The organism is Blautia sp. OF03-13 (genome assembly GCF_003460685.1).
GTDB lineage: Bacteria > Bacillota > Clostridia > Lachnospirales > Lachnospiraceae > Fusicatenibacter > Fusicatenibacter saccharivorans.
In genome coordinates this window covers 79,566-105,458 of record NZ_QTVR01000001.1, presented here as the reverse complement: position 1 = coordinate 105,458, position 25,893 = coordinate 79,566, and the positions used below count along the sequence as shown (strand labels likewise).

20 protein-coding genes and 2 pseudogenes are annotated in these 25,893 nt (G+C 45.7%); 5 read left to right on the top strand and 17 right to left on the bottom strand.

The window, feature by feature from the left end; all coding sequences use genetic code 11:
- The first annotated feature begins 65 nt into the window (after positions 1 to 65).
- Together DXA55_RS00530 and rsmH are read left to right on the top strand one after the other, a co-directional pair.
- Positions 66 to 1,013, top strand: coding sequence for an RluA family pseudouridine synthase (locus DXA55_RS00530; RefSeq protein ID WP_117812787.1), 948 nt, complete (start codon positions 66 to 68; stop codon positions 1,011 to 1,013).
- Between the two features lie 29 nt (positions 1,014 to 1,042).
- Positions 1,043 to 2,092 carry a 16S rRNA (cytosine(1402)-N(4))-methyltransferase RsmH gene (gene rsmH / locus DXA55_RS00525; protein ID WP_117508932.1) on the top strand — a complete coding sequence of 350 codons (1,050 nt, stop codon included), beginning with the start codon at positions 1,043 to 1,045 and terminating at the stop codon, positions 2,090 to 2,092.
- A gap of 98 nt (positions 2,093 to 2,190) precedes the next feature.
- Here the strand turns inward: rsmH and DXA55_RS00520 are convergent, their stop codons facing one another.
- The gene (locus DXA55_RS00520; protein WP_022462868.1) at positions 2,191 to 3,267 is read right to left on the bottom strand and encodes a tyrosine-type recombinase/integrase; all 1,077 of its coding nucleotides are present in this window, start codon (positions 3,265 to 3,267) and stop codon (positions 2,191 to 2,193) included.
- Positions 3,268 to 3,472: 205 nt separating this feature from the next.
- A complete protein-coding gene (gene lexA, locus DXA55_RS00515; protein ID WP_055217843.1) occupies positions 3,473 to 4,141 on the bottom strand; it encodes a transcriptional repressor LexA in 669 nt (222 codons plus the stop codon).
- A gap of 253 nt (positions 4,142 to 4,394) precedes the next feature.
- Between lexA and DXA55_RS00510 the strand changes: the two genes are divergently transcribed.
- Complete coding sequence (locus DXA55_RS00510; RefSeq protein ID WP_022462870.1) at positions 4,395 to 4,769, top strand: LysM peptidoglycan-binding domain-containing protein; 375 nt, start codon at positions 4,395 to 4,397, stop codon at positions 4,767 to 4,769.
- A gap of 192 nt (positions 4,770 to 4,961) precedes the next feature.
- On the opposite strand, the gene DXA55_RS00505 is transcribed toward DXA55_RS00510, so the two are convergent.
- The 4 genes and pseudogenes from DXA55_RS00505 to DXA55_RS00485 form a co-directional block, all read right to left on the bottom strand.
- Positions 4,962 to 5,336 carry an ArsR/SmtB family transcription factor gene (locus DXA55_RS00505; protein ID WP_022462871.1) on the bottom strand — a complete coding sequence of 125 codons (375 nt, stop codon included), beginning with the start codon at positions 5,334 to 5,336 and terminating at the stop codon, positions 4,962 to 4,964.
- A gap of 17 nt (positions 5,337 to 5,353) precedes the next feature.
- Positions 5,354 to 7,221 (bottom strand): annotated as a pseudogene (locus tag DXA55_RS19075) (heavy metal translocating P-type ATPase).
- A gap of 186 nt (positions 7,222 to 7,407) precedes the next feature.
- On the bottom strand, positions 7,408 to 7,626 hold the full coding sequence (locus tag DXA55_RS00490; protein WP_055266075.1) for a cation transporter: 219 nt from the start codon (positions 7,624 to 7,626) through the stop codon (positions 7,408 to 7,410).
- Positions 7,627 to 7,820: 194 nt separating this feature from the next.
- Entirely contained in the window at positions 7,821 to 8,570 is a 750-nt protein-coding gene (locus DXA55_RS00485) for a cellulase family glycosylhydrolase (protein ID WP_158565000.1), read from the bottom strand.
- 705 nt (positions 8,571 to 9,275) lie between these two features.
- On the opposite strand from DXA55_RS00485, the gene DXA55_RS00475 reads away from it, so the two are divergent.
- The gene (locus tag DXA55_RS00475) at positions 9,276 to 10,973 is read left to right on the top strand and encodes a carbon starvation CstA family protein (protein WP_022462875.1); all 1,698 of its coding nucleotides are present in this window, start codon (positions 9,276 to 9,278) and stop codon (positions 10,971 to 10,973) included.
- Between the two features lie 167 nt (positions 10,974 to 11,140).
- Here DXA55_RS00475 and DXA55_RS00470 read toward each other — a convergent pair.
- The 8 genes and pseudogenes from DXA55_RS00470 to DXA55_RS00440 form a co-directional block, all read right to left on the bottom strand.
- Positions 11,141 to 11,284 (bottom strand): annotated as a pseudogene (locus DXA55_RS00470) (aldo/keto reductase); the annotation flags it as partial.
- A complete protein-coding gene (locus DXA55_RS16945) occupies positions 11,285 to 11,491 on the bottom strand; it encodes a hypothetical protein (protein WP_147341976.1) in 207 nt (68 codons plus the stop codon).
- A gap of 4 nt (positions 11,492 to 11,495) precedes the next feature.
- Entirely contained in the window at positions 11,496 to 11,990 is a 495-nt protein-coding gene (locus DXA55_RS00465; protein ID WP_117508936.1) for an HD domain-containing protein, read from the bottom strand.
- 153 nt (positions 11,991 to 12,143) lie between these two features.
- Complete coding sequence (locus DXA55_RS00460) at positions 12,144 to 13,019, bottom strand: phosphoribosylaminoimidazolesuccinocarboxamide synthase (RefSeq protein ID WP_055217859.1); 876 nt, start codon at positions 13,017 to 13,019, stop codon at positions 12,144 to 12,146.
- Between the two features lie 159 nt (positions 13,020 to 13,178).
- Complete coding sequence (locus DXA55_RS00455) at positions 13,179 to 13,772, bottom strand: family 1 glycosylhydrolase (RefSeq protein WP_117804971.1); 594 nt, start codon at positions 13,770 to 13,772, stop codon at positions 13,179 to 13,181.
- A 179-nt stretch (positions 13,773 to 13,951) separates the two neighbouring features.
- Positions 13,952 to 14,845 carry a hypothetical protein gene (locus tag DXA55_RS00450; RefSeq protein ID WP_330415001.1) on the bottom strand — a complete coding sequence of 298 codons (894 nt, stop codon included), beginning with the start codon at positions 14,843 to 14,845 and terminating at the stop codon, positions 13,952 to 13,954.
- 17 nt (positions 14,846 to 14,862) lie between these two features.
- Positions 14,863 to 15,090, bottom strand: a complete 228-nt coding sequence (locus DXA55_RS00445; protein WP_117812784.1) for a hypothetical protein — start codon at positions 15,088 to 15,090, stop codon at positions 14,863 to 14,865.
- A gap of 264 nt (positions 15,091 to 15,354) precedes the next feature.
- A complete protein-coding gene (locus DXA55_RS00440) occupies positions 15,355 to 18,456 on the bottom strand; it encodes a glycoside hydrolase family 2 TIM barrel-domain containing protein (protein WP_158564999.1) in 3,102 nt (1,033 codons plus the stop codon).
- A 226-nt stretch (positions 18,457 to 18,682) separates the two neighbouring features.
- On the opposite strand from DXA55_RS00440, the gene DXA55_RS00435 reads away from it, so the two are divergent.
- A complete protein-coding gene (locus DXA55_RS00435; RefSeq protein ID WP_055266091.1) occupies positions 18,683 to 19,552 on the top strand; it encodes a helix-turn-helix domain-containing protein in 870 nt (289 codons plus the stop codon).
- Here the strand turns inward: DXA55_RS00435 and DXA55_RS00430 are convergent.
- From DXA55_RS00430 to DXA55_RS00415, 3 genes are all read right to left on the bottom strand, one after another.
- Positions 19,538 to 20,074 (bottom strand): nitroreductase family protein, encoded by a 537-nt coding sequence (locus DXA55_RS00430; RefSeq protein WP_117812782.1) that lies wholly within the window; start codon positions 20,072 to 20,074, stop codon positions 19,538 to 19,540. The two genes, DXA55_RS00435 and DXA55_RS00430, sit on opposite strands and share 15 nt — an antisense overlap.
- A gap of 20 nt (positions 20,075 to 20,094) precedes the next feature.
- A complete protein-coding gene (locus tag DXA55_RS00425) occupies positions 20,095 to 20,631 on the bottom strand; it encodes a DUF3877 family protein (protein ID WP_158564998.1) in 537 nt (178 codons plus the stop codon).
- A 221-nt stretch (positions 20,632 to 20,852) separates the two neighbouring features.
- Positions 20,853 to 25,676 carry a penicillin-binding Tp47 domain C-containing protein gene (locus tag DXA55_RS00415; protein ID WP_158564997.1) on the bottom strand — a complete coding sequence of 1,608 codons (4,824 nt, stop codon included), beginning with the start codon at positions 25,674 to 25,676 and terminating at the stop codon, positions 20,853 to 20,855.
- Between the last annotated feature and the right edge of the window lie 217 nt (positions 25,677 to 25,893).

Genomic DNA, 25,893 nt, shown 5'->3' with positions numbered 1-25,893 from the left:
TTGTTTGTATTTATATAGTTTACATAAAATGATTATGTGAACTTGTGAAGAGGAGAAAATCTTTTATGCCGCAATTTGACTATCAGCAGCTGTGTCACTTTGTCCTTCCGGAACAGGGGGGACTGTCGGTGGAAACAATTCTAAAACGTTTTCTGCACCTGACACCACGTGAAATCCGCCATGCCAAATATATTCCGGATGGAATTCAGAAAAACGGTGTTTCCTGCCGCACAAATGCAGTCGTCCAGACTGGAGATACGATCACTTTTCGATATGAGCAGAAGTGTCCCCACCTTTCCGAAGATCAGGTTCTGCCGGTATCAGGTGATTCTGCCGGCGTACGGATTCTCTATGAGGACAGTGATCTCTGTGTCGCAGACAAGCCATCCGGTATGGTCTGCCACGCTTCCCACGGCCATTATTTCGATTCCCTGACACATGCTGCCGCATCCCTGTTAAAAACACCGACAGCGCCTTCTGAACTCCGCTGCATCGGCCGTCTTGACAAAGATACATCGGGTCTGGTACTATTTGCAAAGAATCAGCTGGCTGCTGCCAGACTGTCCCGGCAGCGGGAGAGCGGCGCGCTGAAAAAAGAATACCTGGCTCTGGTACACCATCCCTTTTCCGAAGAAACGCAAAAAGAAACCATTCGTCTTTCCATGGAGCAAATTCCAGGAGATGACCCTGATTCTTTCGATCCGTCTGGGAAACGTATCACTAAAATGCGTATCTGTAAAGAAGGGAACGGCCTGTGGGCTATTACACACTACGAGGCTGTCCTTCAGGATCCTTTCTGGGCCGTCGTGTGCTGCCGTCTGGAAACCGGCCGCACGCATCAGATCCGCCTTCACATGGCATCTATTGGACATCCACTTTTCGGAGATCCGCTCTACGGAGTCCGCGACGGCGGTACCCGTGCCGCGCTCCATGCCTGGAAACTGCACTTTCTGCAGCCGATGACAGGAGAACCAATTGATCTGGAAAATATTCGAACGCACATGTTCGATTAAATGTATTTGAAGTATAAGGAGAACATTTTATGGAAGAACAGAAAGAACACAAACGCCGCGTCCGCTACAAAGGCACACATCCGCGGAATTACAATGAGAAATACAAAGAACTGAATCCGGAGAAATATCAGGGGACCATTGAGCATGTGATCCAAAAGGGAAGCACACCGGCCGGCATGCATATCCCAATTCTCGTAGATGAAATCCTCGATTTTCTCAAGATCGAGCCGGGACAGAACGGACTTGATGCAACACTCGGATACGGCGGCCACAGCTCCCGTATGCTTGCATGCCTGCAGGGAAAAGGGCATCTCTGTGCGCTGGATGTCGATCCGATCGAGATGGCAAAAACAAAAGAACGACTGGCCGCGCAGGGGTACGGCCCTGAGATTTTAACGATTCTTCATCAGAATTTTGCCAATATTGATCAGGTTGCTGCCAAATACGGCCCCTTTGACTTCATTCTGGCGGATCTTGGTGTTTCCTCCATGCAGATTGATAATCCGGAGCGCGGCTTTTCCTACAAATATGATGGACCGCTGGATCTTCGCCTGAATCCGGAGGCAGGAATTTCCGCGGCCGAGCGTCTGCGCACGGTTGCACGCGATGAACTGGAAGGCATGCTCATTGAAAACGCCGATGAACCGTATGCAAAAGAAATTTCCCAGGCTGTTACGCGGGCACTTCGGAAAGGAAAGAAAATTGACACTACGTTTGCACTGCGTGATCTGATCGCTGAAGCACTGGATTTTCTTCCGAAAGACGAGAAAAAAGAAGCCATCAAAAAATCCTGCGCCCGCACCTTCCAGGCACTGCGGATCGATGTAAACAACGAATATGAGGTTCTGGAAGCATTCATGGAAAAACTTCCGGATGCTCTTGCTCCGGGCGGCAGAGCGGCAATTCTGACGTTCCATTCCGGCGAAGACCGGCTTGTGAAAAAGTCCATGAAGGGACTGTATCAGATCGGTATTTATTCCGAATATTCAAAAGAAGTCATTCGTCCTTCCAAAGAAGAATGCATCCGCAACAGCCGTGCAAGTTCAACGAAAATGCGCTGGGCAATTAAGGCGGAGTAACTTAAAAAAAGCAGGAGAGAAGTCGTCTCCATAAAAAAGAGGAATCAACGAATGGGATATAATCCCTGTTGATTCCTCTTTTGGTTTCTGATATGTTTTTATTCCTCATGCTCCGGCATGGACTCCCGCAGCCGTACCGCTGTGGCAGCCTGACGGCGCCTTGCATCGTCCATGGCAGCATAATGTTTCTTCGTCGTATTGACATCCTTATGGCCGAGGACATCCGCAACAAGATAAATATCGCCTGTTTCCTGATACAGCGTCGTACCGTACGTACTACGCAGTTTATGCGGCGTAATTTTCTTCGTTGTCGTCACCTGGGACGCATATTTCTTCACCAGATTTTCCACCGTCTTGACGTTGATCCGTTTTCTCTGCGCTGAATAGAAGAGTGCGTGTTCGTGTCCTGCCACAGGCGTAATACCTGCGCGGACTTCGATATACTTTTTCAGTGCCTCGGCAACTTCATCTCCAAAGTAGACAAACATTTCATTTCCACCTTTTCGAAGCACTTTGATGCCATTGTTTTTAAAATCGACATCCTCAATATCTAACCCGACACATTCCGACACACGGATTCCCGTGCCAAGCAGAAGAGTAATGATTGCAAAATCACGTTCCTTTGTTTTTTCATAGTAGGCCCGCTGATGATTGCTCAGCCCGTCGCCGCAGGATTCAATAAAATCGAGAAGCTCCGCAACCTCATTTGGCTCCAGACGGATAATTTCTTTTTCATGGAGCTTCGGCATATCGATAAGCAGCGTAGGATTTGTCTCAATCAGTTCCTTTTTGAAATAATAGGAATAGAACGTCCGAAGTGCCGACAATTTTCGTTTCAGGCCTTTTTCCCCGTTGGTGGTATAAGATTCCTGGGAACCGATATAAGCCTTTAAATATTCTGTGTATTCCTCAAGATCAAGTGCAGTGACCTGGTCAAGCACATCAACGGACATCTGATCCATGGGAATTTTGGCAAGTTCCGGATTTTCTTTCTGCAGATACTGAAAAAAGATCCGAAGGTCATATGCATATTTGATCCGTGTGCTGGTCGATGTCGTTGTGCTGATGCCGCGGAAAAATTCGGAAGTAAAAGAGGGAAGCGTCTTCAGAACCTCGCGGAGCTTCAGTGTATTTTCCATATCGGTTTGTTCGTGATACGTAATTTTTGATTTCATAACTGCAAATGAGCCTTTCTAAACAGAAAACCGGGAAAATGAAAGAAGTATTTCTTCTATATAACTATTCGGGAAACGCAGGTTTTTCGAATAGTTGAAGAGTTACTTTCAGAAATCACCGGTTTTTCCTCTGAAACCGCCGAATTTTACAGGCCGATTTCTTGTTCGTTTTTTCACAACATTTTTTATTTTCTTCTTTTATTTTTCAGGATAAAAATCTTAATACTCCGATTACCTTTCCTACGATCTGCAGATCATTCACAAGGATCGGATCCATCTCATCGTTTTCCGGCTGCAGGCGGAAATAACCGTCTTCCTTGTAGAATGTTTTTACTGTAGCGGAATCATTGACCAGAGCGACAATTTTTTCTCCATTTTCCGCAGTTGCCTGTTGTTCCACAAGAACAAGGTCACCGTCTAAAATACCTGCATTTACCATGCTTTCGCCCTGTACCTTTAAAAGGAACGTTTCTGCGTTTGGCAGACGGTCTACCGGCATCGGAAAATATCCTTCAATATTCTCTACCGCAAGAATCGGTTCTCCGGCAGCTACTTTGCCGATCAGCGGAATCTGTGCAACCTCGCTCTGGGATGCGGTGTCTTCCGATGCAATTCCCTGGATTGCACCAAGGCGGCCGGTATGGAATCCTTCATCGCAGATTTCAATGGCTCTCGGTTTTGTTGCATCTCGTTTGATATAGCCTTTCCGCTCCAGTGTTTCCAGATGTGCATGTACCGAGGATGTAGAACGAAGGGAAACCGCTTCGCAGATCTCACGCACAGACGGCGGGAATCCTCTCTGCAAAATTTCCTGTTTTAAATATTCGAGAATCTGTCTCTGTTTCTCTGTCAGTTTATTTTTGTCTCCAGCCATCGTATGTTCCTCCTGTCGTTTCGTTTTTTATATGAATTAGGGTAGTCCCCTCTTTCTATACGATATTTGCTTAAAATATACCAAATAAATTTTACCATAAATCCAACCGGAACGCAAACAAAAGTTTCGAAAATTTGTTCGTATTTCGTATTGACAAACATACGTTCTTTTATTATAATGAACATATATTCGAAAGAACAAATGTTCACGTAGCACAACTACTCTTCTATCACAAATCAAGGGGGAATTTTACATGAGTACCAATGCAAAGAAAAGAAAATCACTGAGAGAAAGACGAAAAATCCAGAGAAGAAAACTGCAGATCCGCGCAGCCGCCGCTCTCCTGTCTCTGGTTGCCGTCACATTTCTTTTAATCTTCCACTTCACGCCGCAGAATACGCAGGCAGACAGTGAGCCGAAAGCTCCAACCTACAAATACTACACCAGTATCCGCGTTTCTTCCGGCGATACACTGTGGGATATCGCCAAAGAATACCGTACAGAAGAATACTCCGATATTTCCAGTTACATTGCTGAGGTCCGTGAGATCAATCACCTGAGTTCCAACCAGATCACGGACGGTATGTATCTCTGCATTCCGTATTACTCCGAGGAGTATAAATCATGAAATTCAAGAAATGCTTTACATAATTTGGTTATGTAAATAAAGTAAAAAAACAGCTTCCAAAATGCACGGAACCTTCTAAAACAGCATGTTCGGGAAGCATGGTTTACCAAATAAAGAATGAATATGAAAAGCAGAAACGTCCCGCAGATGAGAAATTTCATTTGCGGGACGTTTCTGCTATCTTATGCTTTTTTAATCCTCTTCAATATGCTCCTGTCCCTGTGCGATGATTGTCCGTACATGACCATCTGCAAGAGAGTAGAACACCGATTTTCCTTCTCGTCTGCTCTTTACCAGCTTATTCTGCTTCAGAATGCGAAGCTGGTGGGAAATTGCGGACTGTGTCATGTGCAGTGCTTCTGCCAGGTCGCAGACGCATACCTCTGCCTCAAACAGGACAAACAGGATCTGGATCCGCGTGGAATCACCAAATACCTTGAAAAGCTCTGCCAGATCGTAAAGCTCTGTTTCATCCGGCATGGTCTCATTGACAATCTTTACCAGATTTTCATGAACCTCACAGGAGTCACAGCACAGATCAGCTTCATCCGGATTGATTTTTGCCATTTTGTGTCCTCGTCTTTCTATAGATTTTTCACAAACAGAGCACGAATTGCATTCAGAACCGCCAGAATCATAACTCCGACATCTGCGAAAATTGCCATCCACATGTTAGCGATACCGATGGCTCCCAGAAGCAGGAACAATACTTTGATACCAATTGCAAAATAAATATTCTCATAAACAATGTGAATACATTTTCTGGAAATGTGAATTGCTTTGGAAATCTTGAGCGGATCGTCGTCCATCAGAACGATATCAGCTGCTTCAATTGCTGCGTCGGAACCAAGTGCTCCCATCGCAATACCGATATCGGCACGGGACAGTACCGGTGCATCGTTGATGCCGTCACCTACGAAGGCAAGTTTTTCTTTTTCTGTCTTTGCGGCAAGCAGCTCTTCCACTTTACTTACTTTGTCACCAGGAAGCAGTTCGCTGTAAACTTCATCAATTCCAAGATCTGCAGCTACCTGATCGGCTATCCGCTTGGAGTCTCCGGTCAGCATAATCGTCTTTTTAATACCGGATTTCCGCAGCGCCTGAATCGCCTCTTTCGCATGCGGTTTGATCATATCACAGATCAGGATATGTCCGGCATACTTGCCGTCTACAGCAACATGGACGATGGTGCCGACGCTGTGGCAGTCGATATAATCAACGCCAAGGCGCTCCATCAGTTTTGCATTTCCGGCAGCGACATTTTTACCGTCTACCTTTGCTGTTACACCGTTTCCGCTGATCTCTTCGATGTCCGTGACACGGCTTCGGTCGATCAGTTTTCCATATGCTCTCTGCAGACTCTTGCTGATCGGATGGCTCGAAGCACACTCAGCAAGTGCTGCGTATTCCAGAACATCTTCCTGACTGATCGTATTGTGGTGAATACCGGCTACTTCAAAGACACCCTGTGTCATGGTACCGGTTTTATCGAATACAACGTATTTGGTCTGGGAAAGTGTTTCCAGATAGTTGGAACCTTTCACCAGGACACCTTCATGGCTTGCGCCGCCGATACCGGCGAAGAAGCTGAGCGGAATACTGATGACCAGTGCACAAGGGCAGCTGATAACCAGGAAGGTCAGCGCACGGTAAATCCATACGCTCCACTCAGGAGCGGCACTTAAAACAGCATCCGTGCCAGCGGCGGCAGGATTGCCAGCGCCAGCGCACCGTAGCAGACGGCCGGTGTATAGTATTTCGCAAATTTGGAAATAAAGTTCTCGGATCTTGATTTCTTGGAGCTGGAGTTTTCCACAAGGTCCAGAATTTTGGATACGGTGGACTCTCCAAACTCTTTCGTTGTTTTTACTTTAATCAGACCGGACATATTGATACATCCGCTGATGACTTCGTCTCCATCCCGGGCGTCACGCGGAACACTCTCTCCGGTCAGGGCACTGGTATTCAGTGTGGTGTTTCCTTCTTTGATCACACCATCGATCGGAATCTTTTCACCAGGCTGTACAACGATGATTGTGCCAACCTCAACTTCATCCGGATCAACCTGCTCGAGTTTTCCGTCTACCTCGATATTTGCATAATCCGGGCGGATATCCATCAGTTCGCTGATGTTCCGGCGGCTCTTTCCGACAGCATAGCTCTGGAACAGTTCGCCGATCTGATAAAACAGCATAACGGCTACGCCCTCCGGATACTCGCCAAGCAGAATGGCACCGACCGTTGCAACAGCCATCAGAAAGTTTTCATCAAATACCTGTTTGTTCAGGATTCCCTTCCAGGCCTTTTTCAGGATATCGTATCCGATGACCAGATAAGGAACCATAAAGGTTGCAAATCGCACATAGCCGGTTGTCGGCAGTACCGCGCAGAGAATCAGAAGAACCGATGCAACGATGACGCGGATGAGAACCTTTTTCTGTTTCTTATTCATACATATGCCTCCTTTGTTCTTACCGCCGGATGAAAAAATCCAGCATTTCATCCCAGAGATTTACAGATCCAAATCCGCTGCTCCAGAGAGAAAATACTGGATTTTTCTCGAGCTGAACCGCAGACAGGTTTTAGAATCTATTCTGCTCCAGCTTTTTCTTCCATCCGCCGATGAAAGTTTTTTATTTTAGAGGAAGATCTCGCAGTCATCCTCAACTTTTTTGCAGTTTTTCAGAACATCCTGCATAACGCTCTTTGGATCCTGTCCGTCTTCGAACTCAACGATCATTTTGAGCATCATAAAGTTTACGGTAGCATCCTTTACACCTGCTGTGTTTTTTGCAGCCTCTTCCATTTTGTTTGCACAGTTTGCGCAGTCAACATCGATCTTATACGTTTTCTTCATCGCTTTTGATCTCCTTTTTCATTTTCACTGTTCATATGAACATTTATTCATATGTTTGTTTTTATTATAGCACCAGTGATGCAATTGTCAATGGAAAACTGAAAAAAATCAAAAAATCTGCCCGTCGGATTTTTTTGATTCCTGCGGGCAGATAGATCTGTTATTTATTTCTCATAAAGAAACGTTATGTTCTGCTATTTTTCACTTTTCCGAATCACAATCTGTCCGAACCGTGCACATCCGTCCAGAACCTCTATTTTCAGAATGCCTTCTCCTGTAACGGTACCGAGTGTGAACTGTTCGAGTGTGTTCGGTGCTATTTCATATGCAAAATATGGATGAACATCCGAAGTTACTTTCTCACCGGCAGGAGGCATTACCCCTTCAAAAAGAGTCTCTCCCTGAATAGCTGCCTGTACCTTAACCTCTTTGTCTGCACAGTAAGTTACAGAAACTGTATAGGTTTCTTTTTCACGGATTGTATAGGAAGCATACTCTCCTGCTCCCTCTACTGTTTTCCAGCACCACAGATTATAACCGGCGTGGTACTCGGCAAGAATCTCATACATCGTTGTCTGCCATGCGTGCTCATTTCTTCCTCCTGTCTCGCCCATCCACAGGCAGATCTTCTGTTCCCGGCAGGTACGGAGAACGCTGGCAAGAGAAGCTACCTCCGGAACAACCATCTCATACGCATGAAGACTGATGCCCCAGTTGTGGTATTCCGGGTCAAACTCATGATCAAAGAAATATGTAAGAGAGGAAAACTGTGTACCATTCAGCAAAAATAAGTGTTTCTGGTCGATCTTTCTGCAGCGGCGGATCATTTCCTCGTAGAAATAGACCGGCTTCGGTGTCAGCTCCTCGCGGCGCGGCGTCATGGAGATCGGCTCGTTGATACAGTCATATGCGCCGATGATCCAGCGGTCTTTGTATCTTCTCATAAACTCTTCCGTCAGAAGAAACATCCGAAATCATTCGCCATAATACCGTCCTGATTGTGCAAAAATCCCCTTACACGTTCTTTGTCATAATACCCCATACAAAAATACCACCTTTCCGCAGAAGCCTTCTGGTTCTGCGCTTTTTCTTCTATTATAAAAATTCTGGTTTTCTGTGTCAAGAAATAAATTTTTACTATTTTCAGGGAAAAAACATGATATTTTTTAAAAAATTGCTTGACAAACCGAAAAATGAGACTATAATGCAAAGTGTTCAAAAGAAAAAAGGGATCAGAAAAAAGCAATGAGCAGGACAACATTTTTCGGGTGAGCCTTTGCAGAGAACCATCGGCTGGTGCGAGATGGCAGGTATCCCAAAGAACAATCCCCTGTGAGCTGTACAGACGAAACCAGAAATGGAAAGTAGTCCGGACCGGCCTCTCACCGTTAGCAGAGAAGAGATTCACCGGAAAGTGTATCAAATGGTTTCGGGGATCTTGTCTGAGTGATCGACCAAAAGAAACAGCCGATAATTAGAAGTGGTAACGCGGAGCGTTTTTTGAAAGCTTCGTCTTCTTGCATAAGTCAGGGAGACGAAGCTTTTTTTGTTTCCAAGCATACCAACACAATTGCCTTTTCCCTTTTCTTTTTCCATTTGAAATCCATGTAAACTGGAAATATCATTTTTGAACGAGGAGGAATTTTATTATGAACACGTTGGTTATTGTACTGATCGCCGCTGTATGTCTGATAGCAGGTTATACCTTCTACGGAAGCTGGCTGGCAAAGAAATGGGGCATCGATCCCAAAGCAAAAACACCTGCCGTTGCAAAAAATGACGGTCAGGATTACGTCCCTACCGATGGATGGACCGTATTCGCCCATCAGTTTTCTTCAATCGCAGGTGCAGGCCCTGTCACCGGTGCCATTCAGGCCGCTGTCTTTGGATGGGTTCCCGTCCTTTTATGGATCCTGATCGGCGGTATCTTCTTTGGTGCTGTTACCGATTTCGGTGCGCTGTATGCGAGTGTCAAAAACGAAGGAAAATCCATGGGACTTCTCATTGAGAAATACATCGGCAAAACAGGAAAAAAACTGTTTCTTCTCTTCTGCTGGCTCTTTACACTGATCGTTATCGCCGCCTTTGCCGATATGGTTGCCGGAACATTTAATGCTTACGAAACGGTTGACGGCGTCACAAAGCTTTCTGCCCAGGCAACTGTAAACGGCGCTGCCGGAAGCATCTCCCTTCTGTTTATCGCTTTTGCTGTTGTCTTCGGACTGCTCCAGAAAAAACTGCAGTGGAAAGGCTGGAAAGAAATGGTACTCGGCCTTGCATGCACCGTTGCAGCTTTTGCAATCGGCATGAATGTACCGCTTGTAACAAGCAAAGCAACCTGGACTTATCTGGTATTTGCCTACATCTTTCTTGCCGCTGTCCTTCCGATGTGGCTTCTGATGCAGCCGCGTGACTTTATGACAACCTTTATGTTTGCCGGCATGATCCTTGGCGCTGTTGTCGGACTTGTTGTTGCACACCCGAAAATGAATCTTCCAATGTACACCGGTTTCCACAATGCGGCATCCGGAGATCTGTTCCCGATCCTGTTTGTCACCGTTGCCTGTGGTGCTGTTTCCGGATTCCACAGCCTGGTATCGTCTGGAACCTCTTCGAAAACCATTGCGAATGAAAAAGATATGCAGAAAGTCGGATACGGAGCTATGGTTCTGGAGAGCCTGCTTGCCGTCCTCGCCCTCTGCGTTGCCGGTGCTGCTGCTTCTGCAGACGGTACGGCTGCTGTCGGAACGCCATTTGCGATCTTTTCTTCCGGTGTTGCCGGATTTCTGGAAATGTTCGGCATCCCGGTATACGGAGCACAGTGCTTCATGACGATGTGTGTATCGGCGCTGGCACTTACCAGTCTTGACTCCGTTGCACGAATCGGCCGTATGTCCTTCCAGGAACTGTTCACTGTCGATGATATGGAACATGCTGCCGGATGGAGAAAGCTGCTCTGCAATAAATATTTCTCTACCATTGTTACTCTGCTCTGCGGCTACATCCTGACCCAGATCGGATATGCCAATATCTGGCCGCTGTTCGGAAGTGCAAACCAGATGCTGAGTGCACTCGTTCTGATCACGCTCTGTGTCTTCCTGAAAGTCACCGGCCGTGAAAACAGAACCCTGTTCCCGCCGCTCATCATCATGCTCTGTGTCACCTTTACCGCACTGGTAGAGCGTGTCATTGCACTTGTAAAAGCGTATGGAGCAGGAACCGCTGTCTTCCTCGTTGAGGGACTGCAGCTCATCATCGCCATTCTGCTGATGGTTCTTGGTGTCATCATTGTCATCAGCTGTGGAAAAGAACTGTTCCGGAAGAAAGCGGGACAGGAAACGAAATAATATAGATGTTTCTTCAAAGAGCTTCCTAACGTAAAACGCGTCAGACTACAACAAGTCTGACGGCGTTTTACATGCCATAGTTTTTTACGAAACAATTGCCGCCTTGGTCGCACCGATAATCGGGGAGCTGACTCCCTTCGCCCATTGCCATGCCAGTGCGGTCATACATTCAGGGCTTCCATTGTTTCCTCAATCGGAGTTTCGTAGTCAAAACGGTGAATGATATACAGATCCAGATAATCTGTTCCCAGCCGTTTCAGTGTACCGTCAATCTCTCTGTGAATGGCTTCTGCCGACAGATTGCCAAAATTTTACTCCGTATAATACTGTGCCTGCGCATTCCAAAGCTCATAGTATTTGCCGTTTGTATCCACAAATCCCCTGTTCCATAAGGTAGCATCCAGATACTTCGGGATCTCCCGGTTGACCGCCATAAAGGTTAAATGCCCCCGGCTGTCCTGCTGTAAAAGTGACATCCTCCACCACCTGTAGAGGTGGTGGAGGATGTCACACTTCATGACCTTATTCCTTCTCCGGAAACATACTCTTCAACAGATGCGTTCCCGCTTCCGTCCGAAATACTTTTCTGCAGAAATTTTCAATCGCCTGTTTTGAATATTCGCTCTCGCCGGCATTGACCAGAAAATCGGCTTCCAGCAGGATCTGGTAATCCATTCCCTCTACATTTGTATAGGTATGATGATGCGTAACCAGCCATGTGATGCGTTCGACATCCAGTTCTCCTGCCGGTACATCTTTGAAAAATTCTGCAACGAGCGGCGCACTTTCCTCTTCCTGATGCTTTCCGCTGGTATTTCCGTATTTTTCCCGACACAGCGGGCAGGCAATATCATGGACAACAGCTGCCATCTCCAGCGTTTCCTGTGTTTTTGGATCCAGTCCTTCCGCCTCGCCGATGTTCTTTGCAAAGGCCCATACCTTCAGAAAATGATAAATATCATGAATATTTCCCTTATAAAAATCTGTCATTTTTTCAATTGCAGCAGCAATTTTCATATCGTGTTTCCTCCTTCGCATCCTGTCTTTCTTCCCATTATATCACATGTTTCACGCATTTGAGTATCAGATTATCATCTGATCTTATCACAAAATATGCAAAAACAGGAGGCAGAACCTGCCTCCTGTAGCTTTTTAACACTATGATGTTCTTTATGCCAGCGGTTTTCCTGTCAGCATCTCATATGCCTGAAGATATTTCTCGATCGTCTTGTCTACGATTTCCTGCGGCAGAGTCCAGTCGTGGTTTCCATCGTTGGCTTTGAGCCAGTCGCGCGCGAACTGTTTGTCAAAAGATGGCTGACCATGGCCTGGTTCATAACCATCTGCAGGCCAGAAGCGGGAGCTGTCCGGAGTCAGCATCTCGTCGCCGATTACGATATTTCCGTTTTCATCAAGACCAAACTCAAATTTTGTGTCTGCAATGATAATGCCTTTGCTTAAAGCATAATCGGCACATTTTTTATACAGAGCGATGGTGTAGTCGCGAAGCTTCTCTGCATACTCGGCTCCTTTTCCCGGGAAGTATTTTTCCAGATGGGCGATGCTCTGCTCATAAGAGATATTTTCGTCATGATCTCCGATTTCAGCCTTTGTGGACGGAGTGTAGATTGGCTCAGGAAGCTTGTCAGATTCTTTTAATCCTTCCGGAAGCTCGATGCCACATACTTTTCCTGTTTTCTGATAGCTTGCCCAGCCGCTTCCGGTAATGTAGCCGCGGACAATGCACTCGATAGGAAGCATTTCCAGCTTACGGCACATCATGCTGTTTCCGTCAAATTTCTCCTGCTGGAAAAATTCCGGCATGTCTTTTACGTCTACAGAGATCATATGATTCGGAAGGATGTCTTCTGTCAGATCGAACCAGAATTTGGACATCTGGGTCAGAACGGTACCTTTTTTTGTTACCACATTGTTCAGAATGACATCAAAACAGCTAATACGGTCGGTTGCTACCATGATCAGGCTGTCGCCGTTATCATAAATCTCGCGTACCTTACCCTCTTTGATTGGCTTTAATTCTTTCATCATGAATACCTCTTCTTTTCGTATAGGATAGTGAACGGAATTACACCCAATCCGGTGAAATTCCTTTGACACCTTTACCCTACACCACTCCTTATAAATTGTCAAGTATTTATTATTAACGCTACTAAATAAACCCCAAAAGGGATCTTTTATTTCCATTTATAATTCTGCTCCGTTTGTTTCTATCACGTGTTTATACCGGAATGCGGAATCTTTCATAATTCTCTCCTGATTTCTGTAGTCCACATATACGAGTCCAAATCGATATGAGTAACCTTTGGCCCATTCAAAATTATCCATCAAAGACCACTGGAAATATCCTCTGATATCCGCTTCCTCTGCTGCTTTTCTCAGTTCTCGCAAATATCTTGCAAGAAAATCAATTCTGTTTGGATCATGCACTTTTCCATCTAATGAGATCACATCATGGCAGGATAATCCGTTCTCTGTGATGTAAATTGGCTTATGATATCTTTCATATAAAAACTTCGGTCCCCACTGCAGACATTCCGGTGTTACCGGCCATTGGATCGCAGTTTTAGGAAATCCTTCATATCGGCAAACCTCCTGTGGCTTTCCGTCTTCCCCCATACGGACGCATCTTCCATTATAAATATTCTGTCCATAGATATCGATCGGTTCTGAGATCAGACGCATATCTTCTTCTGTGATTTTCGGAAGATATTTTTCATAACGCACCAATCCCTCATCCGGATAATGTCCTAATAAAACCGGATCAGACCACCAGGATATCTTCCTCTTATTACTCTACTATTCTAATTATTTCCATTCCTCGATTCCCAGATTCTCTATATAATCAGCAAGTTCTCTCGCCATCTCATAGGTTTCTGGAATTCTGAGATGTCCTGGAGTCGCTGCTCCGTTTCTTTTAAAGATACAATGGGAAATCTTACTGTCTCCCATAGAAACCACTACATCGTCAATTGCTTTGTCCCAAGAACTGTCATGCTCAAGCAATGTCGTACAGCAGATGACCGATGCCTCGGATATACCTGACGCAGTTTTTTTAAAAATTCTGTATAGTGTTCTCTCCAAAGAATTGCTTTCTCACACATATAGTCTTCTGACATGTAATCAAACGGATGATTATCATTCTGGCCAATTGCCACGACAACAACCTGCGGTGTATACTGATTAAAATCCCATTCTGTCAGTTCACCAAATGTTTTATTGAAGCGGATTTTATTCCAGGCACTTTCCATTCCAATCTGATTCGGCTCATGGAACCAGCCTTGTCCATCCAGCAATGCAATTCCGCCCTGTGCGATATCATGGATCTGTGCATTCAGCATACGTGCTGTCATCCATGCATAGGAATACCAGCTGTTAGAATAACCTCCCTGATGTTCAGGGTCCGTCTTTCCTGTATAATCCACTGCTTCTGTCACTTCTCCTGCTGATACAGAATCTCCGTAAACTTCAATTTTTCTTGTCGGTGCATCCGGAAGTTCCAATAATTTTGCTCCGTCTTCAATTTCAAATCCAAGGATGTGCATCTCATGGCAGGAATCCTGACGTTTAAAGAAAAGAACATGATGTTCTCCGTTTTCATTCTCAGGAACACGAATCTCTATTTCATTCTCTTTCTCGTTATCCAGATAATAACACGACTGCACTCCATCTAAAATACATCCAAGATAATTCTGCCAGTATTCATTTTTGTTTCTCAGGAAAATTTTCAAATATTTTCCTGTAAATTTAAATTCCACAGATGTACATGGATAAACCCAGATTGGTTCTTTTGGATTCGCCCAGTCAATCCTTCCGCTATAACGTATTTTTTTATTATCAGGATTAATTCTCATCTTATCTCCTCCATATTTTACAGTAAACTTGCTGCACCGATCATTCCAGCTTCATTTCCAAGTGCTGCTGTCTCAATCTCCGGAAGCCTCTCCTTCAAAAATCTTATGCAATAATTAATGACATCAGATAAAATGGAGTTGTATCCGTTACCTCTTCCGGAAGAATTGTTATATCTACCGTATGAATTTTCTTTTCTCCACTGCACTGCAATCTGTTCCAGACGGACCTTCTTTCTTCGTCCCACGTTCTTTCCTACCTTCTGTCACTTATCTATTAGTTCCTCTATGACGTTATTAACATCTAAGATTACGTTAATATGATAGCAAATAACTGTAAACTTAATTTAAGTTATTTTTTACTAAATTTAAGATTAACTTAAAAAACTATGAAAAAGCAGGCAAATATCCTGCTTCCTCATAGCTTTCTTCATTTCATCATATGCAGCATTCACGAGAAATCTGTAATTTGTTCCGTAAGAATCCAATAGGCAGTTGGCCGATTTTTTCTTTTATGCGAAATGGAAACGGAACGTATAGCTGTATCTTCCCTTGCATACACGATATTCCGGGTGAATATTTTTCGTCCAGCCGGTATCTCCGCCAAGGCCTGCGTGCGCTACATCCAGGATCAGCCAGGTTCCTGTTGTCTGCTCCGGAAGTTCTTCCTCATATGTGGCTTTTCGATATTCTGCTATAGAATAAGGAAGTGCACTGAAATGGAAATCATCACTGCCCACAATCTGAACGGTATGTGTTCCATCCGAAAGAACGGCAAATCGCGTATCCTCATGGCCACCGCATTCGCAAGGTACTACAAACGGAACGTGCTGTTCTGCTACAGAAGATGTGTAAAATCCGGTAAAAGCTGCGTCCTTTCGGTCTGCATACGTCTCCCAGGGACCTTTTCCATACCAGGTGAGCGTATCAAACGCTGCAGGGAAGCGGAACGACTGTCCGACTCTTGCGATGGTCTCAAGACCGCTGTTGTTTGTTACTTCGTTTTTCAGCTCCATTCCCTCACTGCCGATGCGATACAGAGTATGAGCGGTAAAGAGTACTGCGTTGTCCGGCTCCGCGGTATAGGAAGCCTGCACTTCAAGAAGCACCTGATTTCCGGCACTGACAGCCGATACTAACTGTACTTCCTTTTTCAGACGATCCAGACCTTCCGCGCGCCAGATATCATCGTAATCACTTTCATGGGTTCCCTCATCAATACCGGTTGGGGCACGATAAAATTCATCTTTTCCGCCGGTCATAAAAGAAACGCTCTTTGCCTGATATCTGGTAAATTCACCTGTCTTTTTATCAAAGATAATTTCGGTCTCTTCGCCGGTGATGCGAACATGATTTTCATCCTCCGATACGGTCAGTGGTTTCCCGACAATCGTTTTCTCGTCTGCCAGATAAACACCTGAAGTAACCGGAATCTGACGGCGGTATAGTTCTGTTCCCGCCGGTGCATAGAAGGTATCTTGGGCAAGCTCAACGTAATAATTTACATACGCCTCGCCATGCAGTTTCGCCGGAAGCTCCGGAAGCGTCTCTGTTGTTCCGGCTGCCGTGTAAAATGTCGGATAGCTGCCTTTGGCAAGCGTTTCGCCGTTCTGCACAATTTCATAACGCACCTGCAGATGAGAAAGATCGAGGGTATGGTAGCGGTTTGCCAGCACCCATATAGTTTCGCCGGTATATGGATTTTTCACCTGCTCAATCGTAACCGGGGACTGGCCGTTTCTCACCTCATAGGCGCCCGGTTTATAGGAAAGATCGGCAAAGACAACACCATTCAGACACATATCCGGAACCGGATCGGTCACATCCTCTCCGAACGCTCCGCCGTAGCCGTATTTGATATTTCCGTCCTCCTCGTGGATCGCAATCGCCTTGTCCGCGAAATCCCAGATAAAGCCGCCCTGGAAACGCGGGTATTTATTGACATAGTCCCAGAACTCCTTGAAGTTTCCGTTGCTGTTGCTCTTTGCATACGCATATTCGCACATGATGAACGGGCGGAGATCAGAATCGTCTGCCATCACATCCGTAAGCCAGCTCATCGTCGGATACATCGGGCAGATGACGTCGGAAATATTACTCTTTGGGTTGCCGGACTCATACTGAACGTATCTTGTCTTGTCGTATTCGCGGATCCAGCCGTGCATCGCAGCATGATTCGCCCCGGCACCGGATTCATTTCCAAGGGACCACAAGACGATGGAAGGATGGTTTTTATCACGCAGTACCATACGGGTTGCACGCTCCAGATAAGCGGCTGTCCACTCAGCGGATGCACTGAGCTGTCCGCCGTAACCGTGCGTCTCAAGATTTGTCTCATCGACAAGGTAAATGCCAAGCTCGTCACACAGATCATACCATTTCACGGAATTCGGATAATGGCTGGTACGAACAGCGTTGAAATTCAGGCGTTTCATCACAGCAATTTCTTTTCGCATCTGCTCCTCAGAAACGGTACGTCCCGTCTCGGCGCAAAAATCGTGGCGGTCAACACCTCGGATCACAAGGCGTTTGCCATTCAGGGTCAGAACACCGCGGCTGTTGATTTCCACCTGACGGAAGCCGACCTTGCAGCTCTCGATATCAACCGTCTCATTCTCTTTGTTCTGTAGCTCGACAACGAGGGTGTAAAGTGTCGGAGTCTCTGCAGTCCAGAGTGCCGGGTTCTCTACCGGAGCAGTAACGGTTGCGATGAATTTCGGCATCAGATAGAAGCCGCACTCAGCAAACGGTCTCGAATCCATCTCGGTTACTTTGTTCTGTTCTGCATCATACAGCGTCACTTTGGCATGATACTCGCCGTACAGCGGTTTGGAGTTGTCCGGCCAGATCGTGACAGAGAGGGTAGCTTTCGTGTAATCCGGGTGTGTGAACAGTGTCTCTGCCTTATAGTCCAGGATGTGCTGCACCGGTTTCGATACGAGGCGGACATCGCGGTAGATACCGGACAGATGCCAGTAATCCTGATCTTCCAGGTAAGTACCGTCACAGTAGCGCATTACCTGTACGGCGAGGGTGTTCGTTCCCTCCTGCACATATTCAGTGATGTCAAATTCCGCGTTCACTTTGCTGTCCTGGGAATACCCCACCTGTTTTCCGTTGACCCAGAGATAGAAGCAGGACTCCACACCGCCGAAATCGATGAGAAGCTGTCGGCCGATATAGTCTGTTGGAACCTCAAAGGTTCTGAAATAGCAGCCAGTCAGATTTTTCTCCGGTACGTACGGCGCATTCAGCTCGTAGGTGCCTTCGGTAATCTCGATCTCAAATGCTTCGCCGTTTGCCTCCCGTTTGAACGGATACAGCATATTGGTGTAAACCGGCTTTCCATATCCCTGCAGTTCCCAGTTGGACGGCACCGGAATCGCATCCCATGCTGCGTGATCGAAATTCTCTTCATAAAATGCTTCCACCGCTTCCGGTGACGGATACATTTTGAATTTCCAGTCTCCGTTCAGATCCATTACAAAGCGGGACGCGTTCCGATTTCCGGCGAGCGCCTGCTCTACTGTCTCATACGCACCGTACGGCGTATGCATCGGATAACGATTTTTCTGCGTTATATACTGATTTTCCCAGTCTCTTGTCTGTCTCATGTTCTTGAAGCCCTCCTTGCCTTTGCTTTCGCATTTTCCGACTGCCTCTCTTCTTTTTATCCAGATTGGTGTTCCTTTTTTGCTTTCCTGTGATATAATACATCTGTGGATTTTCAGAAGATTCATGCAGTTATCTTATGATTCAGTATAAAACACTGCACGTGGATGAGAAATAGTTGATCTGGTGTTTCTTTTATCCAAAATGGGAAAGCAAAGGAGAAGTCGTATGATACCGGAATATCTGCTTGCAAAAATAGAAAAGAGCGATGTTATCTATCGCTGTATTGGAAATGAAATGAAGAACGGGATTCTGGCGTGCGGTTTTATGCGGAAAGAGACGGCGGACCGCTCGCAGTATCATTTTTCGAACGAGTATTACAGCTGTTTCGTGCTGCTGCGCGGGAGCGGGGAATATATTGCCGAGGACGGCACCTCCTATCCGCTGCAGGCGGGAAGTCTGGTCCAGCGTCTGCCGGGTGTGCCGCATTCCACACGCGTAGACCCCGATGGGAAATGGCTGGAATTTTTTATTTCGATTGGGAAACCGTTTTTTGATTCTTTCTGCTCGCTTTCGGTTCTGAACCGGGAGCCGGTGTTAAAGGCAGAGCTGCTTCCCGGCGATCTCGAGCGGTATCAGAAGCTTCTGCAGTCGTTAAAGGCCACACCGGACAGTCTGCTGCCTTTGCGGATTCCGGAGATGGAAAAAGAGATTCTGCGAATGTACGGCTACCATGCGCACCGGGTGAATCTGCAGCGGGATCCGATCGAGGCCGCCTGCGATATGCTCTCGCAGAATCTTGATGAAGAAATTTCTCTCGAAGAGCTTGCCCGGTCACTCCAGATCGGTTATGAGACATTTCGAAAAGTATTTAAAAAACAGACCGGCGTCTCTCCTGCACGGTACCGCACCAGGAAGAAAATGGAGCAGGCCCGTATTCTTCTCGAGGGCGGCGTACCGATGAAGGAAATTGCCGGTCTTGTCGGATATGGCGATGTCTATGCGTTCAGCAAGCAGTTTTCCCGGTTCTTTGGATTCCCGCCTGGAAAGTACCGCGCACGTCTTCACACGGATGCGCCGGATTTAGAACAGTTTTAAGATATCATCCACGGTTTTACGTTTCGGCTTGTCCGGGTTGATGGCACGGTAGCCGACAGCAATGACAGCACCAAGGAGCTCATTCTCCGGAATGGAGAGGGCTTCACGGATAGCTTTCTCATCACGGATTCCCATAATCAGAGTATCAAGGCCAAGTTCTCTTGCGCGCAGGATCAGGTTTTCGTCGTGCAGGCCGAGATCGTAATAGCCCCAGCCGTTTCCAACTTCGTTGTCTGGTGTGCCGTCCTGCGTAAATCCGGAGCGGTCTTTTACGAATGTTGTTACGACAAGTGCGGCTCCCTTTGAACTCTTCTGATTGAATTCTGGAAGGCATTTTGCGGAAAATTCTTCGACTTTCTCCGGTGTTACAAGGGCATAGTACCGTGTTGTCTGTGAGTTTTTCCAGGATGGTGCCTGAATCGCTGCCTGTACAATCTCCTGGATCTGCTCTGCGGTTACGTGTTTCTCCGGATCAAACGCGCGGATGCTTCTTCTTTCTTCCAGCAGTTTTGTAAATTCCATGGTGTATATCCTCCTTTTATTTATAAAGCCTCGTAATCTTCCCGTGAAAAACGGTGATACGTCAGGCCGAATTCATTTTCTTCGACACAGTAACAGTATTCATCTACAGACGGGTCTGAAAAAGAAAATACATGGCCCATCTCATGCTCCTCGGATGCGTTTTCTTCCACGGTAGTATGCATTTTCTCTGCATAGGAAGAAAAGCAGTTTCGAACCTGTTCCATTGTGTTTCCAGGCGTTGTGATCACCTGCAGAAGGTTCTGCAGGAGCTCCGGAATAGGAATTTTCCGCTCGATATAAGAACATCCCTCCTCCGGGATTTCCATGCAGTAGCGGTCCTTGACCGCTGAAATCGCAAGTGTTCCAAGACGCGGCTGTACTTCCTTACAGAACGCGGCAAGTGCCGCATCCAGGTCTTCTGTTTCGTCTAAAGAGAGGGAACGGCGCAGGGACTCCGCCGGGTAGTAGAGCTTCATCGTACCGCCCTCATAGCCGATCTTCACCTGCCATTCCCGAATCGTATCGGTAATATGTTTTTCCAACAGTTTTGCTGTCATGTTTTCTAAGTCACCTCCATTATGCTGCATGTGCAAAAAATACAGTATTATTATCGCATGAATTGGGTGTTGTGTGAACACTTAATTTTTTGTTTTTTACAAAAAGAAAAGAATCACTTTTTTTACTCCTCGAAACGGCAGAAACCTCTGCCAGAAAAGCTGGAACAGAGGTTTCTGCGATTTCTTATGTCAGAAGAATTTCTCAGTCATTTCGTTCTGAATTACTCTTCGTCGTCTTTTTTCTTTCTGCCGCGGAGTTTGAATCCAAGTCCGCCAGCGCCAAGAGATGCAACTGCCATGCTTACCCATCCCCAGATGTTGGTAGCATCACCGGTCTTTGCATTATCGCTCTTCTTGGAAGTAGAGGTATTGGATATTTTATTACTTGCAAGCGGAGTAGATGTTGCTTTCGGGGTGCTTGTCGGGGTCTTCGTCGGCTGCGTCGTAGGTATTGTGGTAGGAGCAGTCGTCGGGGTTGTTGTTGGTACTGTTGTAGGTGTAACCGTCGGAGTCTCAGTTGGGGTTACGGTCGGAGTCTCGGTCGGGGTTACGGTTGGGGTCTCGGTAGGAGTAGGAGTCGGCTCTTCTGCTGATTTCTTCCAGGTGAAGCTAAGATCCTGATATCCCAGTGAAGAAACTGTAATTTCAAAGGAATCGCCCTCTGCGAACGGTGCTGCATCTGTCTTTAAGGAACCATCCTCATTGAACAGTACAACAGCTCCTCTTCCGCTTGCTGCATATGCTTTTCCATTTACAGTAACAGAGGTAATGTTCTTCAGATAATCTGCAAACTCTTCATCTGTTGCATCCCCGTTCTTAAGCAGACCCGGTGTTGTCGTATCTTCGTTAAATGCTGCCGGCATCTCTTCCGTGTAAAGGATAAAGTCTGCGGAAAGATCTGCATATTTACCATTCTTATCGCTGACAGTCAATGTATAAGAACCTTTCTCTGCATTCTTGAAGTACAGAGTATTACCGGACACGGTTCCCGTCAGACCTTCTACTGTATAGACAGCATCGTAATCATCCGGCAGGCCTTCCAGTTTAACAGAAGTATTTCCAGATGTGACAGACGCATTCTCTACAGAAAATTCATATGCAAACTTAACCGGTATATATACCTCTGCGTCGACTTCGTAAATTCCCTTGCTGGTGTAATAGGTAATTTTGTTGATGGTCTGTCCCATCATGCTCTTGTAATGTTCCGAGGAGGTCGGGCAGTTATGAACGCTTGTCGTAAATCCAGTGCTCCATGCCAGCTCAGACACTCTCCAGATATTCTCCAGATGACGCATTCCGTAATCGTTGCCCTCTTTTGTGCTGACAACAACACCATATACGGTATCTTCGCCTGCTTTGATAGTATCAGTAAGACCATCCAGATCCAGCTGATAATCACCGTATTTGCTGTTAGTGGAGAGCTCTGCCGTTACATTTTCCAGCTTTGCTGTCTCGGTTCCCTGAACAGCACCAAAGGTTACATTGCCGTCTGCATCTACAGATGCTTCTTTGTAATAAGACGGAACCTCATGTAAAGTGTAATATGCATAGCTTGCATTCTCATACAGTGCATCTTTTCCGGTATACGTTGTGGTGGATGTCTGTCCACGGTTGGTAACGGTGATTTCTACAGAATCCTCATCTGTCACTTTCGTGTATTTGCTCAGATCCATACCCTCTGTTACTTTTACCGGGAAGGTGATACCTGTAATATCGCTTCCGTCTGCATTTACATGATAAGATCCGCCGGAAAGAGACGCGGTTCTTGTTTTATTCTTTGTTGCGGAAGTAAACGCATCTACCGGAACATCATTATGAACCTCTGCCTGATAGAACGCTGCATACGGAATATTCATTAATACATACTGGGACTGCAGAGCTTCGATGGCTGCATTCAGATGCTCGGTTGCTTCATCTACGGTTCCCTGGCTCTGTTTTTTCTCCAATGCTTCTTTTGCTTCTGCCAGTTCTGTCTGCATATTATTCCAGGAAGTTTCCGTGTAAAGCTCTTTATTCAGTGCATCTGCCTTTGCAATTGCCTCTTCCAGTGCTGCTGTGCTCTCTACCGGATCAGCTCCTACAATGTTCGCTTTGGTTGCTTCAAAAGTGTAGGAAGCATCTGCATAGCCAAGTGCATGAATCGTAATCTTCCAATAACCGGTTCCATCCGTTCCCTCCGGTAAAGTGCAGCGCAGGGAATCGGTAAGGCCAAGCTGGATTCCCATTACTTTATGCATCCAGTTATCTGCTGCGAATTTTGTTCCATACGTTGCTTTTGCATTCGTATAAGTGGAATCATCACCGTAATAAGTCCAGGTTACGGTCTGCAGATTAGCAGCCAGATCGCCGTAATCTCCCGTTAAATCTACGCGAAGGAATTCTCCATAAGAACCATTGGCTTCTTTCACGGTCAGTCCTACGGTCTCAGCATCCGGAGCTGTCTTCAGCGCCTGATCTTTGATTCCGGATTCACTTCCTGTTGTTCCTGCCGAGAAGGAGAAGCTTCCATCTACATTTTTCACTGCTATCTTCAGACCGTTTGTGTTTTCTGTTACATCTGCAACCAGGCCTGTATAGCTCTGCAGTTTATTTTCAGAAAATCCACCGGAAAGTGTTCCGCCGTTTTCTACCACAACATACTTTTTGCAGAAATTTTCGTAATCATCTTCCGAAACTTTTACAGGCACATATTTCAGGCCTTTTACTTCATAATGATCAATCTGGCTTTTGTCGTAAGTTACGGTCTCGCCGTTGGTCAGAACTGCCGTGGTTGCTGCGGTATAATATGCCACATCATAGGTTGTGCCATCTTTCATGTAGATAGTCGCTGCGCACTGGAAGCTTCCTCTGTGCAGTCCATGGTTTGTGGTCGCACGGGTTACAACATCAAAAGCGCCTTTATCACTTTCTTTGCGACTGTCAGTTTCATCCGAACCAGCGTCGCTTCCTGCCGCCTGAACTCCTTCTGCTGCCCAATACTCAGCCCAGGTAAGACCTGCATATACATATTTATATGTTGTTTCTTTCTTCTCATAAGTAAAGGAAAGCGTCTTGTAACCTGTTGCAGTTACTTCGATTTCAAATTTATTTCCTTCTGCAAAAGCGGCAGCTGTCAGATCAAGCGTACCGTCTTCTTTGATCAGAATTATTTTCCGTTTTCCAGTTGCTGCATATTCTTTTCCATTTACTTTTACCGAAGTGATGTTCTTGATATAATCAGCAAAGTCATCTTCTGATGCATTCTCTGCTTTTACAAGCGCCGGAGCACTTCCTTTTTCGTTGTAAGCAGCCGGCATTGCATCTGTATACAGAGTAAAGCTCTGTGTCAGATCTGCATAAACACCTTTTTTATCATGAATCGTCAGAGTATACATTCCTTTTTTCGCATTTGCGGAATAAGAAATGGTATTTCCGTCTACTGTAAATCCATCCAGACCATCTACGGAATATTCTGCATCATAATCAGCCGGAAGTCCGGTTACGGTCATCGTTGTCTTTCCAGCGGAAAGAGAAGCGTCTTCTACGGATACACTTGATTCAAATTTTGTTGGAACAAAAATATCATTCACTGGAATCGTGTAGATTCCTTTGCTGGTATAATAAGTAACCTTATTGATATGCTGTCCCATCATGCTCTTGTAATGTGCAGAAGAAGTCGGGCATCCATGTACTTGTGTTGTAAATCCAGTTGACCATGCCAGCTCTGTTCCGCGCCAGATATTTTCCACATGACGCATACCATAGTCATTGCCTTCTTTTGTGCTGACAATAACACCATAGATCTGATCGGTTCCAACATCAATCGTGTTCTCCAGTCCGTCGAGATCCAGCTGATAATCTCCATAGCTTGATTCAGTCATAAATTCCGGAGATACATTGGTCAGTTCAATTGCAGTTCCAACTGTTTTTCCAAAAGAAAGAGAGCCATCTGCATTTACCGTTGCTTCTTTGTAGTAAGAAGGTGCTTCGCTTAATACATAATATGCATAGTCTGAGTTTTCAAATAAGGCGTCTTTTCCGGTGTATGTCTGTGTAGATGTCTGACCACGGTTTGTTACTGTAATACTTACAGAATCAGAATCTGTTACTTTCTTAAATTTGGAAAGATCCACTCCTGTTACTTTAACAGGGAAGGTAATTCCATTGATTGCACTTCCATCTGCATTGGTATGATAAGAACCACCGGCAAGAGTGGCTGTTCTTGTTTTGCTCTTCGTTGCGGAAGAAAATACATCCACTGGAACAGAGTTGTTTACATCTGCAGCATAAAATTCATCATACGGAATGTTCATCAGAACGTAAGCCACCTGCTCAGTTGGAGTCTCGGTCGGGGTCGCCGTTGGGGTTGCGGTTGGCGTTGCTGTCGGGGTCGCCGTCGGAGTCGGTGCTTTAACAAGACCTTTTACTGCAGTATTCAGCGCATCTTTCGCGGTATCAACAGCGCTCTGGGATTCTTTTGCAGAAAGAGCAGATTTTGCTGCGGTAAGAGCAGTCTGGACAGCTTTCCAGGAGTCTGCGGTGTAGTCAGCTTCCTTTAATGATTCGGCATCTGCGATTGCTTTTTCAAGTGCTGTGGTGTCTACTGCTTCTGGAGTCGGGGCTGCTTTTTGGGTTGCTGCAAGAGCCGCGGTTTTTACTGCATTCGAAGTTCTGGTTGCACCCGATACAATATCCCATCCTTCAATGTTTTCAATCGTTGCATCTTTTCCAAGAAGTTTCGTTTTGAATCCTTTGCTGTTTGTAGCTGCTTTTTTGAAATATGTGGCATTCTCTGTATTGTATCCAGAGCCAGGCGTTACTGCAATGTCAGAGAATTTGCCATCTGCAACTGTAATTTTGACATTAACGTCATATTCATCCCATGCATTCTCATCCTCATCATCTTCTACTGTTCTAGTAACATGAGCGGTAGACTCATAAGTACCATCTGCCAACACGCCGCTTGTGGAATCCGCCAGTACAGTTCCCGGGAGCAGGCTCATGGTCATGGAAGCTGCCATTACGGCTGCTAATGATTTTTTCTGAAGTTCTTTTCTTTTGATCATAACTTCCTCCTTTTTCCTTTTCCACAGTTTTGCAGGAAAAACAGGGGCAAAACTGTCCTTCATTATTATATTAGTTTTCACTAATCAATAATTGTTTTAACTAACCGTAGATTATTCTACTAATTTTTGATCGTTTTGTCTAACTCTTAACTGATTATTTTTTCTCAAAAGAGGCACAGATTCTGCTTATTGAGTATTTTTACTATTTAATGATCCG